Origin of the sequence: Streptomyces sp. NPDC001903, assembly GCF_042891345.1 — a bacterium.
Classification (GTDB): Bacteria; Actinomycetota; Actinomycetes; order Streptomycetales; family Streptomycetaceae; genus Streptomyces.
This window is the reverse complement of record NZ_JBIASZ010000001.1, coordinates 414475-430946: the sequence shown is the minus strand read 5'-3', so window position 1 is coordinate 430946 and position 16472 is coordinate 414475. Positions and strand designations below refer to the sequence as shown.

The 16472-nt window shown below is 73.8% G+C and carries 17 protein-coding genes; 10 read left to right on the top strand and 7 right to left on the bottom strand.

Annotated elements, in window-relative coordinates:
- The first annotated feature begins 111 nt into the window (after nt 1-111).
- The 6 genes from ACFYZS_RS01990 (at nt 112) to ACFYZS_RS01965 (ending at nt 6647) form a co-directional block, all read left to right on the top strand.
- Nucleotides 112-309: a hypothetical protein gene (locus ACFYZS_RS01990; RefSeq protein ID WP_389005787.1), complete on the top strand. Its 198-nt coding sequence runs from the start codon at nt 112-114 to the stop codon at nt 307-309.
- Nucleotides 306-2615, top strand: a complete 2310-nt coding sequence (locus tag ACFYZS_RS01985) for a TOMM precursor leader peptide-binding protein (RefSeq protein WP_389005785.1) — start codon at nt 306-308, stop codon at nt 2613-2615. The genes ACFYZS_RS01990 and ACFYZS_RS01985 overlap by 4 nt, the downstream gene beginning before the upstream one ends.
- A gap of 84 nt (nt 2616-2699) precedes the next feature.
- Nucleotides 2700-3944, top strand: coding sequence for a sensor histidine kinase (locus tag ACFYZS_RS01980; RefSeq protein ID WP_389005783.1), 1245 nt, complete (start codon nt 2700-2702; stop codon nt 3942-3944).
- 98 nt (nt 3945-4042) lie between these two features.
- Nucleotides 4043-4651, top strand: coding sequence for a DNA-binding response regulator (locus ACFYZS_RS01975; protein ID WP_078621836.1), 609 nt, complete (start codon nt 4043-4045; stop codon nt 4649-4651).
- An 80-nt stretch (nt 4652-4731) separates the two neighbouring features.
- Entirely contained in the window at nt 4732-5376 is a 645-nt protein-coding gene (locus ACFYZS_RS01970; protein WP_389005781.1) for a tetratricopeptide repeat protein, read from the top strand.
- The gene (locus ACFYZS_RS01965) at nt 5373-6647 is read left to right on the top strand and encodes a glycosyltransferase (protein WP_389005779.1); all 1275 of its coding nucleotides are present in this window, start codon (nt 5373-5375) and stop codon (nt 6645-6647) included. The genes ACFYZS_RS01970 and ACFYZS_RS01965 overlap by 4 nt, the downstream gene beginning before the upstream one ends.
- Before the next feature lie 66 nt (nt 6648-6713).
- Here ACFYZS_RS01965 and ACFYZS_RS01960 read toward each other — a convergent pair whose 3' ends face one another.
- Nucleotides 6714-7406: a hypothetical protein gene (locus tag ACFYZS_RS01960; protein ID WP_389005777.1), complete on the bottom strand. Its 693-nt coding sequence runs from the start codon at nt 7404-7406 to the stop codon at nt 6714-6716.
- 124 nt (nt 7407-7530) lie between these two features.
- Nucleotides 7531-8844, bottom strand: a complete 1314-nt coding sequence (locus tag ACFYZS_RS01955; protein WP_389005775.1) for a phosphoribosyltransferase family protein — start codon at nt 8842-8844, stop codon at nt 7531-7533.
- A gap of 246 nt (nt 8845-9090) precedes the next feature.
- Here ACFYZS_RS01955 and ACFYZS_RS01950 point away from each other — a divergent pair, with 246 nt between their 5' ends.
- Nucleotides 9091-10071, top strand: a complete 981-nt coding sequence (locus tag ACFYZS_RS01950) for an XdhC family protein (protein ID WP_389005773.1) — start codon at nt 9091-9093, stop codon at nt 10069-10071.
- A gap of 39 nt (nt 10072-10110) precedes the next feature.
- Here ACFYZS_RS01950 and ACFYZS_RS01945 read toward each other — a convergent pair whose 3' ends face one another.
- Nucleotides 10111-10434 carry a plasmid stabilization protein gene (locus ACFYZS_RS01945; protein WP_389005771.1) on the bottom strand — a complete coding sequence of 108 codons (324 nt, stop codon included), beginning with the start codon at nt 10432-10434 and terminating at the stop codon, nt 10111-10113.
- Nucleotides 10435-10565: 131 nt separating this feature from the next.
- Between ACFYZS_RS01945 and ACFYZS_RS01940 the strand changes: the two genes are divergently transcribed.
- Nucleotides 10566-10967 (top strand): DUF6479 family protein, encoded by a 402-nt coding sequence (locus ACFYZS_RS01940; protein WP_389005769.1) that lies wholly within the window; start codon nt 10566-10568, stop codon nt 10965-10967.
- Between the two features lie 90 nt (nt 10968-11057).
- Here ACFYZS_RS01940 and ACFYZS_RS01935 read toward each other — a convergent pair whose 3' ends face one another.
- Both ACFYZS_RS01935 and ligD read right to left on the bottom strand, forming a co-directional pair.
- Nucleotides 11058-11951, bottom strand: coding sequence for an ATP-dependent DNA ligase (locus ACFYZS_RS01935; protein ID WP_389006291.1), 894 nt, complete (start codon nt 11949-11951; stop codon nt 11058-11060).
- Complete coding sequence (ligD, locus tag ACFYZS_RS01930; protein ID WP_389005767.1) at nt 11951-12856, bottom strand: non-homologous end-joining DNA ligase; 906 nt, start codon at nt 12854-12856, stop codon at nt 11951-11953. Before ligD ends, ACFYZS_RS01935 begins: the two co-directional genes overlap by 1 nt.
- Before the next feature lie 31 nt (nt 12857-12887).
- On the opposite strand from ligD, the gene ACFYZS_RS01925 reads away from it, so the two are divergent.
- On the top strand, nt 12888-13979 hold the full coding sequence (locus ACFYZS_RS01925) for a Ku protein (protein ID WP_389005765.1): 1092 nt from the start codon (nt 12888-12890) through the stop codon (nt 13977-13979).
- Between the two features lie 13 nt (nt 13980-13992).
- Here ACFYZS_RS01925 and ACFYZS_RS01920 read toward each other — a convergent pair whose 3' ends face one another.
- Nucleotides 13993-14523 carry a PaaI family thioesterase gene (locus ACFYZS_RS01920; RefSeq protein ID WP_389005763.1) on the bottom strand — a complete coding sequence of 177 codons (531 nt, stop codon included), beginning with the start codon at nt 14521-14523 and terminating at the stop codon, nt 13993-13995.
- Nucleotides 14524-14632: 109 nt separating this feature from the next.
- Between ACFYZS_RS01920 and ACFYZS_RS01915 the strand changes: the two genes are divergently transcribed.
- On the top strand, nt 14633-15592 hold the full coding sequence (locus ACFYZS_RS01915; protein WP_389005761.1) for a GlxA family transcriptional regulator: 960 nt from the start codon (nt 14633-14635) through the stop codon (nt 15590-15592).
- A gap of 4 nt (nt 15593-15596) precedes the next feature.
- On the opposite strand, the gene ACFYZS_RS01910 is transcribed toward ACFYZS_RS01915, so the two are convergent.
- A complete protein-coding gene (locus tag ACFYZS_RS01910) occupies nt 15597-16454 on the bottom strand; it encodes a nuclease-related domain-containing protein (protein WP_389005759.1) in 858 nt (285 codons plus the stop codon).
- Nucleotides 16455-16472 lie beyond the last annotated feature (18 nt).

Below are 16472 nucleotides of genomic sequence, written 5' to 3'. Positions count from 1 at the left end.
TTCACCTTTCGCTGGTGACCGGGGCACTGTCCCGCGATCACCGGATCCTCGCAGAATCGTCAGTGAACGGACCGACCCGCGCCACGACGACGCAGAGGGAACGCCACCGCCATGACCAGCCTTTCGGCCAACACCCGTATCAGTCCCAGCACCGGATCCGTACCGACACCCGTCCGCTCCTCCCGGCCGGGCCTGGTGATCGAGAACCTCGACGCCCTGCCGGACACCGCGTACGCCCTGTTCACCGTCTGCAGCCAGACGCAGCTCACGGGCCCGGCGGCGCCGATCGCCGGACGGCTCGGGGCATGAGCGCTGCCGAGCGCGAGCGGCCGGCGGTGCCGGTTGCGGCCCCGCCGGGCAGCGCCGAGGCGCTGGTGGGTTTCAAGTCCCATCTGCGGCCGACGGTCGTCCCCGGCGACGCGGCCTACCTGGTGTCCCGGCGCGGGGTGACCGCCCTGAGCGGGAGCGGGGCGGAGATCCTCGTACCCCTGCTCGACGGCACCCGGACCGCCCTGGCGGTCCGGGAGGAGGCCGCGCTCACCCTGGGTGCCGAGGACGCCGAGGCGGCCCTTCTCTCCCTGGCCGAAGCCGGGTTGATCCGCTCCACCACCCCGGCGGCGCAGGCCGAGGCCGAGGCGTACTGGGACCTGGCCGGGCTGGACGGCGGCATGGCCGCCGCCGGGCTGGCCCGGGCCGCCGTCGGGATCGAGGCGCTGCCCGGCGTGGACCCGCGGCCGGTGGCCGAGGCCTGCCGGGAGTCGGGCATCGCGGTCGCCGCGGACCCCGGCGCCGCCGACCTGGTCCTCGTCCTGTGCGAGGACTACCTCTCCCCCGCGCTGGCCGCCGTGGACGCACGCCAGCGCGCCGCGGGCCGGCCGTGGTTGCCGGCGAAGCTGTGCGGGACGGACCCCTGGGTGGGCCCGTTCTTCCAGCCCGGCTCCGGCCCCTGCTGGCACTGCCTGGCCGTACGGCTGCGCGGTCACCGTCACTCCGAGGTGCCGGTGCGGCGCGCGCTGGGCCTGGACGGGCCCGTGCCGCGGCCGGCCGCCGGGCTGGCGGCCGGGACCGCGCTCGCGGTGAACCTCGCCGTCCTGGAGGCCGCCAAGTGGCTGGCCGGGCTGCGCCATGCCGAGCAGGCCCACATCCGTACTTTCGACACCCTGCGCCTGAGCACCGCCAGCCACCCCGTGTCCCGGCTCCCGCAGTGCGCGGCCTGCGGGGACCCCGGCCTGGTGGCCCGCCGGGCCGGCGCGCCCTTCGTCCCCGTGTCCCGGCCCAAGGCCGCCGCGACCGGGGGCGGGGACCGCGCGCTGACCCCGGCGCAGATGCTGCGTACGTACGGCCACCTCGTGGACCCGGTGACCGGGGTGGTCAAGGAGATCCGCGAGGCCTCCGGCGCCCCGGACTTCGTCCACGCGTACACCTCCGGGCACAACCTGGCGATGGAGTCGGCTTCGTTCGCCGGACTCAGCTCGGGCCTGCGCGCGCTCAGCGGCGGCAAGGGACGCACCGCCGAGGAGGCCCGGACGAGCGCACTGTGCGAGGCGGTCGAGCGCTACAGCGGGACGCGGCACGGAGACGAGCCGGTGGTCCGCGACTCCCTGCGCGGCCTGGGCGAGGCGGCCGTGCACCCCAACGACTGCCAGCTCTACAGCCGCCGCCAGTTCGCGGAGCGGGAGCTGTGGAACGCGCGGCACTCCCGCTTCCACCACGTACCGGCGCCGTTCGACGAGACCCGGCCGACCGAGTGGACCCCGGTGTGGTCGCTCACCGAGGGACGCGGGCGGCTGCTCCCCACCTCGATGCTGTACTTCGGGCGGGGGGCGGCTCCCGCCGCGGACGAGCCCTGGGCCGACTCGAACGGCAACGCGGCGGGCAGCAGCCCCGAGGACGCGGTGGTGCAGGGCTTCCTGGAGCTGGTGGAGCGGGACGCGGTGGCCCTGTGGTGGTACAACCGCACCCGTCAACCCGGGGTGGACCTGGGGTCCTTCGAGGACGAGTGGGTCGAGCGGATCCGCCACGGCCTGCGCCGGGCGAACCGGGAGGTGTGGGCCCTCGACCTCACCTCCGACCTGGGGATCCCGGTGTTCGCGGCGCTGTCCCGGCGGACCGACAAGCCCGCCGAGGACGTGGTCTTCGGCTTCGGCGCGCACTTCGACCCCCGGGTGGCGCTGTCCCGGGCGCTGTCGGAGCTGGGCCAGCTGCTGCCGGCCGTCGGCGGGGCGCGCGGGGACGGCGGCGGATACCGGATCACCGATCCGGAGCCGCTGTCGTGGTGGCGGCGGGCCACCGTCGCCAACCAGCCATATCTGGCGGCCGATCCGATGGCGCAGACCCGCACGCCGGGCCACTGGCCGTCGGTCCGGGGCACCGATCTGCTCGACGACGTACGCGTGGTCACGGAGCTGGTCCGGAGCAAAGGCATGGACCTTCTCGTACTCGACCAGAGCCGACCTGACCTCGGACTTCCCGTGACGAAAGTGGTCGTACCGGGACTGCGGCACTTCTGGGCGAGGTACGGGTCGGGCCGGCTCTTCGACGTCCCCGTGCACCTCGGCCGACTGGCCGAACCCACACCGTACGACCAGCTCAACCCCGTCCCGCTGTTCGTATGAGGGAACGATTCGCGCCCCTTGCCCACGCCCCTCCCCTATGCTCACACCTGGCGTGTAACAGAGGAACGCTTAAGGGGGATTGACATGCCTGGCCGCCTCAAGTCCTCGGATGGACCGTCGGAGGCGGTCCTGGTCGAGGGCATTCTGCGACGGAGCCGGGACTTACCCGCACCCCGGATGGCCCAGGTCATCCTCATCGCCGCACTCCTCTGCTACGTGGGCATCACCGCCCTGAACATCCTGAGCGCCGGCGTCGAGGGGCCGGCCCTGGCCGCCGCCTTCGGCTGCCTCGGTGCGGTCTTCGCCCTCCAGCTCCTGCACTCCCGTACGAGCACGCAGCGCGTGCCCACCGGCCGCAGGGCCGTGACCCTCGGCGCCCAGGCCGCCTTCACCTACCTGCCGCTGATCGCCCTGAAATCGCAGTGGGGCGCCATGGCGGGCTTCCTCGCCGGCTCCCTGCTGCTGCTCCTGCCCCCGCGGCTGGGCTGGATCCTGTACGGCTTCGTGGGCGTCAGCATGCTGGTGCCCCCGCTGCTGGAGGGGCGGCCCGTACTCGACAGCATCTACCTGGTGCAGACCACCCTGCTGACCGGGCTGGTCACCTTCGGCCTGACCCGGCTGTCGGAGCTGGTCCGCGTCCTGCACGAGAGCCGCGGCGAACTCACCCGCGCCGCCGTCACCCGCGAACGGCTGCGCTTCGCCCGCGATCTGCACGACCTGCTCGGATACAGCCTCTCCGCGATCCAGCTCAAGGGCGAGCTCATCCACCGCCTGATCCCGGCCCATCCGGCCCGCGCCATGGACGAGATCGAGGACGTGCTCGCCATCTCCCGCCAGTCGCTGGCCGACGTACGACGGGTGGCGAGCGGATACCGGGACATGTCGCTGGAGGAGGAGATCGCCTCGGCCAAGTCGGTCCTGGGCGCCGCCGAGGTCGACGCGGTGACCGACATCCGCATGGGGGAGGTCAGTTCGCCGGTGGACACGGTGCTCGCCACCGTGCTGCGGGAGGCCGTCACCAACGTGCTGCGCCACAGCCGCGCCGTGCACTGCGAGATCACCGCCATCGAGGAGGACGGCCTGATGACGCTGTCCGTCACCAACGACGGCGTCACCGAGGGCTATCGCGACACCTCGCCGCACAGCGGCAGCGGCCTGGGGAACCTGGGACTGCGCCTGCGGGCGGTGGGCGGGGAGCTGACGGTCGAACGGGGCCCCGGCACCCTCTTCCGGCTGGTGGCGCAGGTTCCCGCGCACGGGGACGTCGACCGCGACCTCGACGAGACGGACGAGCCGGCGGAGGGCGAGCGCAGCTGGCTCGTCGCCTGAGGTGACGGTGCGCGCCGGCCGCCAACCGGCCTCCGGACCGGGCCGGTTGCTATGATCGTAAGTACAAGATCGACCGCGCGGACGGGGGGCTCGTCACGGTGATCAGAATCCTGCTGGCCGAAGACATGCACATGGTGCGCGGTGCGCTCGTCGCCCTGCTCGACCTGGAGGACGACCTGGAGGTCGTCAGCGAACTGTCGCGCGGGGACGAGATCCTGGCCGCCGCCCTCGACGTCCGGCCGGACATCGCGATCATCGACATCGACCTCCCGGGGCTCGACGGGCTGAGCGCCGCCATGCAGATCCACGAGCACCTGCCGGAGTGCCGGACCCTGATGCTCACCAGCCTCGGCCGCCCCGGCACCCTGCGCCGGGCCCTGGCCGCCCAGGTCTCCGGCTACCTCCTCAAGGACGACTCCCCGAAGGAACTGGCCAGCGCCATCCGCCGGGTGGTCGCCGGCCAGCGGGTCATCGACTCCAAGCTGGCCGTGGCCGCCTGGAACGGCCTGGAGAGCCCGCTGACCGACCGCGAGACCGAGGTGCTGCGCATGGCGGCCCAGGGCTCGGAGGCCGCCGAGATCGCCGGCGAGCTCCACCTGTCCACCGGGACCGTGCGGAACTACCTGACGACCGTGGTGATGAAGCTGAAGGCCCGCAACCGCGTCGACGCGATCCGCATCGCCCGCGACGCCGGCTGGCTGGTCTGACCGTACATTCGAGTGGTCTTGGGCGCTGACCGCCTGCCATGGGGCGGCATCGCCCGGGCGCCCTCGTAACGTCGCGGCAAATGAAACGTACGCGACTGTGGGCAGGTATCGCCGGCTTGGCCGCGGCTTCCGCCGGGGTGGCCGTATGGGCGCTCCAGCCCCACCCGGCTCCCGCCCGGGAATCCAAGACCTCGCCGGCGCGGCTGCGAACGCAGGAGGCAAGTGCACTGCTGGATGCCGCCCTTGCGCAGCAGAACCAGGGCGACCCCAAGGGGGCCGGCCGCACCCTCGGGCGCGCGGTGGAGCTGGATCCCCGCAACAAGCTCGCCTGGTACAACCTCGGGGTCATCGCCCAGCAGGAGGGCAGGACGGCCGATGCCGTCGCCTCCTACGACAAGGCCCTGAAGATCGACCCCGCGTTCCCCTCGGCCCTCTTCAACGAGGCGGTCCTGATCGAGCAGGCCGAGCCCGATCGGGCCGCAGGGCTCCTCAGGCGTGCCATCGCCGCCCGGCCGGAGGCGGCCACGGCCCATCTCCACCTCGGCCGGATCCTGGCGGACCAGGGCCGTACCGACGAGGCCGCGCAGGAGTTCGGCCGCGCCGTCGCGGCCGATCCCGCCCTGCGCGGCCGCGTACCGGAGCAGTTCAGGGACTCCACAAGTCCCGCACCCACACCGGCCCTTGCGCCGGAATCCACACCGACCCCAGCCGGGAGCACCAGATGACGTCGACCGCGACACCGAGGTTCTCCGTTTTCACCCCCAGCCACCGGCCTCGTTTCCTCGACGAGTGCCTGGCGACCCTGCAGGCGCAGACCTGCCAGGACTGGGAGTGGATCGTCCTGCTCAACAGCGGCGCCCGATGGCGGCCGGAACGGCCCGACGACCGGGTCCGCGTGGTGGTCGCGGACGAGGTGCAGGGCGTCGGCGCGGCCAAGCGCAGGGCCTGCGAACTCGCCCGCGGCGAGATCCTCGTGGAGCTCGACCACGACGACCTGTTGGCGAAGGCCTGCCTGGCCGAGCTGGGCACGGCGTTCGACGAGCACCCCGAAGCCGTCTTCGTCTACAGCAACACCGCGCAGATCACCGAGGACGGGAGCCGGGACGACACCCGGTGGGACGAGTCCTGCGGCTGGCAGTACGAGGAGGTGGAGGTCGACGGCCGCAAGCTGCAGCAGATCGTCTCGCTGGCGCCGACCCCCCACAACGTCTCCTACATCTGGTACGCGCCCAACCACGTAAGGGCGTTCCGCAAGGAGAGCTACGAGCAGGCCGGCGGGTACGACGCCGCGCGGACGGTCCTGGACGACCAGGACCTGATGTGCCGCCTGTTCCACATCGGGGACTTCCACCACATCGACCGCTGCCTGTACCTCCAGCGGGTGCACCCCGCGAACACCCAGAGCGACCCGGAGATCAACGCGCACATCCAGCGCGAGACGGTGGTCCTGTACGACAAGTACATCGAGGCCAACGCCCTCGCGTGGACCCAGCGGCGCGGCCTGCTCGCGCTGGACCTCGGCGCGGCCCACCGCAAGCCGCCCGGCTACCTGGGCGTGGACCAGTACCCGGGCAAGGGCGTCGACATCGTCGCGACGCTGCCCGGGAAGCTGGACCTGCCCGACGGTTCGGTGGGCCTGATGCGGGCGGTGGACTTCCTGGAGCACGTGCCGTCGAAGGTGCCGCTGATCAACGAGCTGTACCGGCTGCTGGCACCGGGCGGCATGCTCCTGACGATGACGCCGAGTTCGGACGGGCGCGGGGCCTACCAGGACCCGACGCACGTGGCGTACTACAACGAGAACTCGTTCTGGTACTACACGGACGACCAGTACCGCACCTTCGTGCCGACGATCGAGGCCAAGTTCCAGTCGTCGAGGCTGGTCACGTACTTCCCGAGCGAGTGGCACTCGAGGAACGACATCTCCTACGTGGTGGCCAACCTCATCGCGATGAAGGAGGGCGCCGCGCGGTGCGGCGGTCCGCTGCTGGTGTGAGCGGGCACCACGCACGGCGGCGCCCCGGGGCCGAGGCCCCGGGGCGCCGCCGTTCTGCGGGGAGGGTTACGGCGTCGAGTCGACGCACACCACGTAGGCGGTGATCGGCTGCTCGGCCGTGGTCGTGGCCTGCCACCCGTTGGGGGGAGTGCCGATGGGGCGGCTGACGCGCACGGCGCCCGTCGCGGTCAGGAATCCGCCGCCGGTGGCGAGGTCACCGGTGTTGCAGGTGACGGTCACCGTGGAGTCCTCGGTGGCGGAGTTGACGTAGGTGGTCACCGTTCCGGTCGCACCCGCCTCGCCCTGGAAGCCCTGGTTGCCCTGGAAGCCCTGGAAGCCCTGGTTGCCCTGGAAGCCCTGGGGACCGCGCTCGCCCGGCTCGCCCTGGAAGCCCTGGGTGCCCTGGCTGCCGGTGCCCGGCGTGCCCTGGAAGCCCTGGTTGCCCTGGAAGCCCTGGGGACCCCGCTCGCCCGGCTCGCCCTGGAAGCCCTGGGGGCCCTGGACTCCCGGTCGGCCCGGGTGGCCCGGGCGGCCCGGCTTGCCCTGGGGGCCCTGCGGGCCGCGCTTGCCGCCGTGGTCGCCGCCCGTGACCACACCGGCCGGGCCGGGCAGCGCCACGGCGCTGTCGGTGCCGGAACGGTGGATCGCGTCGGCGATGGCCGTCGTGGTCGGGACGACGTTGAGCGCCACGGCGAGCACGCCCGCCCCGACCATGGTGGCGGACTTCAGGCGTCTGGTTCGGATCGTTCGATGACTCAAGAGAACCGTCCTCACGGGACTGGGAGGGGTCGCGCCTTCCAGCGCGCGCCTCTGGCTACGAACGCAGCCATTGTGGACGGTTTGTGGTCAAATGATCAGTTTGCGACCCATGTCGCGGCGACGATCACCCGTGCGGCCCCGCTCCCGCGCCCGCCGCGGGCCGCGGGCGGTGGGCGGCGAACCAGTCCTCGGCGAGGGCGGACACCTCGTGGAGGGCCCCGGGCTCCTCGAAGAGGTGGGTGGCGCCCGGGACGATCTCCAGGCGGTTCTCGCAGCGCAGGTGCGTCTGGGCCTCGCGGTTGAGGGCGAGGACCTGGTGGTCCTCCGAGCCGACGATCAGGAGCGTGGGGGCCCGGACCCCGGCGAGGCGGGCTCCGGCCAGGTCCGGGCGGCCGCCGCGGGAGACCACCGCGTAGACCGGCGAGTCCGGGGAGGCCGCGGCCGCGAGGGCTGCCGCGGCGCCCGTACTGGCCCCGAAGTAGGCCGGCGGGGCCTGGGTCCAGGTACGGAGCGAGGCCGTGGCGGCGGCGAGGCGGGCGGCCAGGGTCTCGATGTCGAAGACGTTCGAGCGGTCCGCCTCCTCGGCCGGGGTGAGCAGGTCGAACAGCAGGGTGCCCAGTCCGGCCCGGTTCAGGGCCGCGGCCACGGCGCGGTTGCGGGGGCTGCTGCGGCTGCTGCCCGAGCCGTGCGCGAACACGACCACCGCGCCCGCGCCCGGCGGGAGGGTGAGGTCGCCGGGCAGGAGCAGCCCCGCGGCCCCTTCCACCGGCACCTCCACCTCGGCCCGCTCCGGCGGGTCCGGCCGGCGCGGGGACTGGGCGAGGAGGGAGACGACCTCCTCGTCCGGGGTCTGGGAGAAGTCCCGGTACCACTGGCCGACCGAGGAGAACCCAGGCGGCGCGGACAGGCAGACCACCTCGTCGGCCACCTCGCCCACCCGCCCCAGCGCGTCCGGCGGGGCCACCGGGGCCGCCATCACGACCCGGGCCGCGCCCTGCGCCCGTACGACCTGGCAGGCGGCGGCCGCCGTGGCGCCGGTCGCGATGCCGTCGTCCACCACGATCACCGTCCGGCCGCGGAGGTCCTCCCTCGGCCGGCCCGCGCGGTAGCGGACGGCCCGGCGGGTCAGCTCCTCCTGCTCGGCCGCCTCCACGGAGGCCATGTCCCGCGCGCTCAGCCGCCCGCGCCGGACGATGTCCTCGCTGATCACGCGTACGCCGCCCTCGCCGATGGCGCCGAACGCCAGCTCGGGCTGGTACGGGACCCCCAGCTTGCGGACGACGATCACGTCGAGCGGGGCGCCGAGGGCGTGGGCCACGTGGAAGGCAACCGGGACCCCGCCGCGCGGCAGCCCCAGGACCACGGGGTGGTCCGCCGCGTACCCGGCGAGCTCGGTGCCGAGTCTGCGGCCTGCGTCGTCGCGGTCCGTGAAGAGCATTGCGGGTCATCCCCAAGGGTCGTCCCCGGCGTTCCCTGCCGTACTTCGAAACAACGCCTCCCGGCGCCCGCCTGCAACTCGGGTCGGGCGCCGCGCCCGGTGGTCCGTACGAATCAGGTGGGTCCGGGTCTGTGGGTTTTGGGGGATGGGTAGGGGTGGGGTGCGTGCATAGGTTGGCCGTGAGGCCGCGTTGCGCCGCTGACCTGGTGCTTCGGTGCGGGCTCTGACGACGAGGATGGGGCGGCGATGCGTGAGCTGGTGGAGACTGCGCGGCAGTGGGCGGCCGAGGGGCGGGCCGCGTTCCTGGCCCGGCCGGTGGCCGAGCAGGGGTTCGGGCCGCGGGACCCGGCCGGGGCCCTGCTCGTGGACGCGCGCGGGGAGTGCGTCGGGGCCCTGTACCGGGGCGTCTTCGACGCCGAGCTGGCGGCCGAGGCCGCGGCCATGGCCGCCGGGGCCACCGCGCGGGTCTGCGACGTCTCGGTGGGGGCGGACGAGGCGGTCCAGGCGAAGCTGACCTGCGGCGGGCGGGCCGAGATCCTGCTGCAGCCGCTGTCGGCCGTGCCCGCCGCGTGGTGGGACCTGCTCGCCGAGGGCGTCGGCGTCGCGCTCGTGACCCGGCTCGACGAGCGGGCCGAGCACGCGGTGAGCGAGGTGGTGCGGGCCGTCGACGCGCCGACCGACGACGCCGAGCGGCGGGCCGGCGAGCTGCTGGCCACGCGCCGGCCCGGGCGGGACGCGCTGTACGGGGAGCGCGGGCTGGTGTTCGTCGAGGCGTACCCGTCCGCCCCGTACGTGGTCATCGGCGGGGGCGGCGAGCTCGCCGAGATCATCGAGGCCCAGGCCCTGCTGCTGGGGTGGGGGGCCGGACTCGTCGATTCCGTCGCCGGGGCCGAGAAGCTGCTGGAGGCGCGCCGGGACGCCGCCTGCCTGGTGATGCTGAGCCACGATCCGGAGTTCGACGTGCCGACCGTACGGAGCGCGCTCGCGCTCGGGATCCCGTACGTCGGCGCGCTCGGCTCCCGCAAGACGACCGCGCGGCGGCGCGAGGGCCTGATCGCCGCCGGGGTGTCGGAGGCGGACCTGGCGCGGGTGCACGGGCCGATCGGGCTGGACCTGGGGGCCCGGACGCCCCCGGAGACGGCGCTGGCGATCTGCGCGGAGATCCTGGCCGTGCTCGGGGGGTACGAGGTCCGGGCGCTGCGGGATTCGGACGGGCCGCTGCGGTAGCCGAAGGGCTGCGGCCCGTGCCGGGTCTCGGCCGGGGTCTCAGCCGCCGAGGGCGCGCTTGAGCTGCGTCTTGTTCATGTCGGAGCGGCCGTGGATGTTGCGGCGCCTGGCCTCCGCGTAGAGCTGTTCGTACGTCGGCCCCTCCGATCCCGAATGGGAGTGCAGGCCCCCGCGCCGGCCGGAGGACATGTCCTCCAGCGACTCCCGGCTGGCGGTCTTGGACTCGCCGGCCCGGGCCCGCTCCTTGTTGACGGTCCGGGCCGCGATCTCCTTCGCCCGCTCCTCGGACTCGCCGCGCTGCTCGGCGCTCTCCTTGATGTGCTCGTACTGGCGTTCTCGTTTGGGTGAAGATCCGCGGGGCATTTTCGGACTCCTTTCCGGGCGGGTCGCCGTTGCGCCTGCCCCCGATCCGGCGCGGCAGTCGCCCGGTCCTCGGATCAGAGCTCTCCCCGCACTCAGGGTGAAACAGGCACCAATGCGGGAAAATAGTGCGTATGGACATGACCTTGAGTCTGGACCAGACCCTGAGCAACATCGCGTGGTTCCTGGTCGTCGGGATCATCGTGGTCGGCTTCCTGCTGGGCGCCTTCAAGCTCGGCCAGCGGGTCCGGGCCAAGGAGCCCCCGCCGCCGACCGCCGAGAGCCAGCCCCACCTGCCGAACGGGGGCGCGGTCTACGAGGTCCGCGAGGAGCGCGAGGGCGTGGAGATCCCCGAAGGCGGCCTGCGCCCGCACGAGATGCAGGGCTACGGGAACTTCGGCTCCACCACGAACAGCCATCAGGAAGAGGCTCGGGCCGAGCGGGAGGCCGGGTACCGCAACCCGCCCCGGTACCCCGGGCCGCAGCAGCCCCCGCACGGCGAGCCGCCGGTCTACAAGCCGACCGGGAACGCCTGACGCTCCCCCGTCCCGCCTGCGACCCGCGCCACGCCACGGCGCGGGTCGCAAGCGTCAGCGGCGTCGAAGGCATCAGAAGCGTCGACGGCGTCAGAGCTCCGTCCGCAGCCTGAGCACCTCCGGCGGCGGGTGCCGGGCCGTGGAGGGGTGGCGGACCTCGGCCGTCAGCGGCGGGTCGAGCGGGCGGTAGGGCACCTCGCCGAGCCCGATCGCCGTGACCGTGGCCCCCGCCGGGGCCGCGGCCCCGCCCTCGCGGGCGGCCATCACCGCCACCACGTCCGCCCGGAGTGCCGCCGTCAGCGGGCTCGACACCAAGGGGGTCTCGTCCCCGACCGGCAGGACGAGGACCAGCGCGAGGGGGCGCCGCGGGGTGCCGGTGTAGCCGACGACCGCCGCGTCCCTCACCTCCGTGTGCCGCAGCTTCTGCCAGCCACGCCGGCCCGCCGGGTACGTCTGGTCCAGCCGCTTGACGACCAGCCCCTCGATGCCGCTGGCGGGCAGGGTCTCGTACCAGGTGGCGGCGAGTTCCGGGTCGGTGGTCATCGGGACCGGCTGCAGCGGCGGGCCCAGCGGGAGCAGGAGGTCGACCAGCAGCGCCCGGCGCCGCTCGTACGTGCGCCCGCGCAGGTCCAGCCCGGCCAGTTCCAGTACGTCGAACGCCGCGTAGGAGGCCGGCAGGCTCTGGGCGAGTACGGCTGCCCGCGCGGCCGTGGCCGCCGCCCGGCGCTGGACGAGCGCGAAGTCCGTACGGCCGGCGTGCCAGACGACCACCTCCCCGTCGAGGACGGTCCCGGCCGGCAACTGCCGGGCCGCGGCCGCCAGATCGGGGAAGGCGGCCGTCACGACGCGGCCGGAGCGCGCCTGCAGCACCACGTCCTCGGCGGTGCGCACGATCACGAGGCGGTGGCCGTCGAACTTCGGCTCGTACGCCAGGCCGTCCCCGCGCGGGAGGGTGCGTACGGAGGCTGCGAGCGCGACGCGGATCACGGCCAGCCCCCGGGGAGTGCGGGCAGCCGGCGGGCGCGGGCGGGATCGGTGAGCGGTGCGAAGAGGTCCCCGTCGCGCTCCAGCCGCGGCGGGATGTCGTCGGCGAGGAAGACCAGGTCCGCGGGGGTGCGGCAGGCCGCGACCTCCTCCCAGGAGATGGGGGCGGAGACGGTGGGCCGGGCCCGTGCGCGCAGGGTGTAGGGGGCGGCGGTGGTCTTGGCGGCGGCGTTCTGGCTGTGGTCGACGAAGACCTTGCCGGGGCGCAGGGCCTTGGCCATGCGGTGCAGGGCGAGGTCGGGGAGTGCGCGCTCGGCCTCTTGGGCGAGGCCCTTCGCGTACGCCGACACCCGCGCGGACGGGGTCGGCTCCAGGGCCACGGCCAGGTGCACGCCCTTGGAGCCCGAGGTCTTGGCGTAGGCGTCCAGCCCGTCCGCGGCGAGGCGCTCGCGCAGCCACAGCGCGACGGCGCAGCACTCGACGGCGGTGGCGGGCGCGCCGGGGTCGAGGTCGATGATCAGCCGGTCGGCGACGGCCGGGCTGCCGGCCGGCCACTGCGGGGTGTGGAACTCGACGACGAGGTTGGCGGCCCACATGAGGGAGGGCAGGTCGGCGACGACCACCTGTTCGGCCGAAAGGTCCTCGGAGCGGGGCACCGGGGTGGTTTTCACCCAGGCGGGGGTGCCGGGCGGCGGGTTCTTCGTGAAGAAGAGCTGGCCGTCCGGGCCGTCGGGATAGCGCAGGAACGACACCGGCCGGTCGTGCACGTGGGCCAGCAGCGGACCGGCGACGGTGGCGTAGTAGTGCAGCACTTCGCCCTTGGTGTAGCCGGTCTCGGGGTACAGGACCTTGTCGAGGTTGGAGAGCGGGATGCGACGCCCCTCCACCATGGTGATCGGCGTCATACGATGAGATTGCCATGAATCGGGAGGAACCGTGCGATCCATCTGGAACGGGGCGATCTCCTTCGGCTTGGTCAGCATCCCGATCAAGCTGGTGAACGCCACCGAGAGCCACTCGATCTCCTTTCGCCAGATCCACCTGGGCGACGGCGGACGGATCCGCTACCGCAAGGTGTGCGAGCTGGACGGCGAGGAGGTGGCGACCGCCGAGATCGGCAAGGGGTACGAGGAGGCGGACGGGTCGATCATCCCGATCACCGACGAGGACCTGGCGCAGCTGCCGATCGCCACGGCGAAGACGATCGAGATCGTGTCGTTCGTACCGGCCGACGAGATCGACCCGCTCCAGATGGACGCGGCGTACTACCTCGCGGCGAACGGCCCCACGGCGGCCAAGCCGTACACCCTGCTGCGGGAGGCGCTGAAGCGGAGCCGGAAGGTCGCGATCGCCAAGTACGCGCTGCGGGGGCGGGAGCGGCTCGGCATGCTGCGGGTGGTCGACGACGTGATCGCGATGCACGGACTGCTCTGGCCGGACGAGATCCGCGCGCCGGAGGGGGTGGCTCCGGAGGGCAACGTGTCGGTGCGGGAGGCCGAGCTGGACTTGGCGGACGCGCTGATGGCGACGTTGGGCGAGGTGGAGATGGACTCGCTGACGGACGAGTACCGGCAGGCCGTGGAGGCGATGATCTCGGCGAAGTCGGAGGGCGCGTTCGAGCCTCCCGCTGAGGCCGAGGTGGAACCGGCGGGCGGGAAGGTCATCGACCTGATGGCGGCGCTGGAGAAGAGCGTGAGCGCGGCGAAGGCCTCGCGGGGGGAGGCGGGCCCGGAGGCGGAGGTCACCCCGCTGCGGCGGAAGACGGCCGCGGCCGCGCCGAAGGCGGTGGGCGGGAAGAAGTCCACGGCCGCGGCGACGAAGAAGACGGCGGCCGCCGCGACGAGGAAGACCGCCTCCACCAAGTCGACTTCGACCAAGTCCGCCGCGGGCAAGCCGGCGGCCGCGAAGTCGACGGCCACGAAGTCCACCGCCAAGTCCACCGCCAAGTCCACGTCGAAGGCGGCCTCGGCGAAGAAGACGACCGCCGCGGCGAAGAAGGCGACCCCGCGCAAGCGGGCCTCCGCCTGAACGCGCGCCGGGATCAGGAGCGCAGGACCACGCAGGTGGTCGTGGCGTGCGCGTACAGCTTGCCGTCCTCGGCGCCGACCACCCGCGCCTCGGCCGTGGCGGTGGTGCGGCCCACGTGCAGGGCGGTCCCCTCGCACCGCAGCGTGGGCGTGTGCGCCAGCACCGGGCGGATCATGTGCACCCCCAACTGCACGGTCGTGTACGTGGTGCCCGCCGGGAGGCGGGTCATCACGGCCGAGCCGAGCGCGGAGTCGAGGAGCGTGGCGAGGAACCCGCCGTGCACCGTGCCCATCGGGTTGAGGAGGTGGTCGCCCGGATCCCCCTCGAAGACGACGAAGCCCTCCTCGGCCTCCGTCAGCCGGAAGCCCAGGGTGCTCATGATCGAGGCCGCGGGCAGGACGCCCTTGAGGCACGCCTGGAGGATCTCGAGCCCGCTCATGCCCAGGATCTCCGGGGTGAGTTCGGGGCGCGAGTGCCACGTGTGGGTGCGGGAGCGGTCGGCGTCGGCGGAGGCGGCGTACGGGGTGGTCCGGAGCGTGGTCATGACCCGAGCCTAGGCGCGCCCCCGCCCGCCGCGGGAGTGACGGATCCGGCACCTTGCGCACCGATTCCGACACTCGCCCCTACACGGTCGCGACCGCTAGGGTGAGCCGGTGAAAACCGCCGTCCTGGTCCTCGACGGGGTGTTCGACTCCGGCGTCTCGGCCGTCCTCGACGTCCTGCACACGGCCAACGCCCTGCGCGGCCGGCTGGCGGGAGCCCCGCCGCCCGCCTTCGACATCCGCACCGTCGGCGTCAGGCGCACGGTCCGTACGGGCCTGGGCCACCGGATCGAAACCGAGCCCGCGCGCACCGCCGAGGACGCCGACCTCCTCGTCGTGCCCGCCCTCATGGAGCGCCGCCCCGAGGCGCTGGTGGAGACGGTGGCCTCCGCCGGGCACCGCACCGCGCGCCGGCTGCTCACCGAGGCCCGCGAACGGCGCACCCCCCTCGCCACGTCCTGCACCGGAACGTTCCTGCTCGCCGAGTCCGGGGTGCTCGACGGCCACCGGGCCACCACCAGCTGGTGGCTCGCCCCGGTCTTCCGGGACCGCTACCGCAAGGTCACCGTGGACGAGACGCGGATGGTCACCACCTCGGACGGGATCACCACCGCCGGCGCCGCGTTCGGCCACCTCGACCTCGCGCTGGCGATCGTGGGGATGCGCAGCCCCGCCCTCGCCGACCTGGTGCGGCACTACCTCGTGGTCGACGACCGGGCCTCGCAGGCCGCCTACGCCATCCCGAGCGCCCTGGCCCGCCACGATCCGCTGGTGGCCGCCTTCGAGCAGTGGGTACGGGCCCGCATCGCGCAGCCGCTGTCCATCGCCGAGGCGGCCCGCGACCTCGGGGTCAGCGAGCGCACCCTGCAGCGCACGGTCGCCCGCACGCTCGGCCGCACGCCGATCCGGCTGGTGCAGGACCTGCGGGTGGAGCAGGCCGAGCACCTGCTGCGCACCACCGGCCTGCCGCTGGCGGCGGTCGCCCGCAGGGTCGGCTACGAGAGCCCCGGCGCCCTGCGGGCCCTGCTGCGCCGCCGCCTGGGCAAGGAGCCCCGCGCGCTGCGCTCCTGACGGCCTACCTGCCGCTCCCGGGCCTGCGGAACGCGGACGAGCGCGGGCGGGGTCGGTGCGGGAGGGGCGGGAGCCAGGTGCGCGCGTCGCGGGCCTGGGTGAACAGGGCTTCCATGTCCGGGGGTTTGAGGGTGGTCGGGGCCGAGGCGAGGTGGGCCCGGGCCGTCGCCGCCTCCAGGACGCGGATGTCGCGGACCGTCGGGGCCACGTCGACGCGGGAGGCGTCGACCAGGGCCAGGGCCGGCAGGACCGGGGCCGCGAGCGCCCGGGTGGCCGCGGCGGCGGCCCGGCGGATCCAGCGCGGGTCCGGGCGCGGCTCGGCGCGGCCCACCGTCAGCAGCAGGTCCCCGACGGCCGCCCGCTGGCGGCGCCCGGGCACCGTGCGGACGCAGAAGATCCCCGCGGGGCCTATGAGCAGGTGGTCGATGCCGCCCAGGCCCGGGAGCGGGACGCCGTGCAGGACCCGCCAGCCGTCCGGTTCGAGGGTGTCGAGGAGGTCGCCCATGCGCTGCTGGGCGGTCAGGTCCTGGCGGAGCCGGTGGCGGGTCCGGGTGCCCGCCGCACCGTGTTCCAGTTCGCCCAGCAGGAGTTCGCCGGGGCGGTTCGGGGCCAGGTCCTCGTCCGGCGGAAGGGCGAGTCTGCGCAGGTCCGCCGGTGTGGGCACCGGCGGCGGACCGACCGTGAACGGGCCGGCGATGTACGGGCGCAACGCCGCCACGACCGCGTCGCGGTGCTGGTCGGCGAGCACGCTGATCCGGTTGGTCTGCCGGTCGTACCAGGCCACCGCCCGGCCGTCGGGCAGGTTGACGTAGAGCCGGCCGCGGCCGGGGCGGCCGCTCGGCAGCACCTTGAGTCCACGCATGGACCTCACCCCCCGCCG

Excerpts from the sequence above, each read along its gene's own strand:
- ACFYZS_RS01955 (WP_389005775.1), bottom strand. The coding sequence starts at position 8,844 with ATGCTCTTCACGGACCGCGACGACGCAGGCCGCAGACTCGGCACCGAG.
- ACFYZS_RS01985 (WP_389005785.1), top strand. The coding sequence starts at position 306 with ATGAGCGCTGCCGAGCGCGAGCGGCCGGCGGTGCCGGTTGCGGCCCCG.
- ACFYZS_RS01910 (WP_389005759.1), bottom strand. The coding sequence starts at position 16,454 with ATGCGTGGACTCAAGGTGCTGCCGAGCGGCCGCCCCGGCCGCGGCCGG.
- ACFYZS_RS01940 (WP_389005769.1), top strand. The coding sequence starts at position 10,566 with ATGGACATGACCTTGAGTCTGGACCAGACCCTGAGCAACATCGCGTGG.
- ACFYZS_RS01965 (WP_389005779.1), top strand. The coding sequence starts at position 5,373 with ATGACGTCGACCGCGACACCGAGGTTCTCCGTTTTCACCCCCAGCCAC.
- ACFYZS_RS01950 (WP_389005773.1), top strand. The coding sequence starts at position 9,091 with ATGCGTGAGCTGGTGGAGACTGCGCGGCAGTGGGCGGCCGAGGGGCGG.
- ACFYZS_RS01920 (WP_389005763.1), bottom strand. The coding sequence starts at position 14,523 with ATGACCACGCTCCGGACCACCCCGTACGCCGCCTCCGCCGACGCCGAC.
- ligD (WP_389005767.1), bottom strand. The coding sequence starts at position 12,856 with ATGACGCCGATCACCATGGTGGAGGGGCGTCGCATCCCGCTCTCCAAC.
- ACFYZS_RS01990 (WP_389005787.1), top strand. The coding sequence starts at position 112 with ATGACCAGCCTTTCGGCCAACACCCGTATCAGTCCCAGCACCGGATCC.
- ACFYZS_RS01945 (WP_389005771.1), bottom strand. The coding sequence starts at position 10,434 with ATGCCCCGCGGATCTTCACCCAAACGAGAACGCCAGTACGAGCACATC.
- ACFYZS_RS01970 (WP_389005781.1), top strand. The coding sequence starts at position 4,732 with ATGAAACGTACGCGACTGTGGGCAGGTATCGCCGGCTTGGCCGCGGCT.
- ACFYZS_RS01980 (WP_389005783.1), top strand. The coding sequence starts at position 2,700 with ATGCCTGGCCGCCTCAAGTCCTCGGATGGACCGTCGGAGGCGGTCCTG.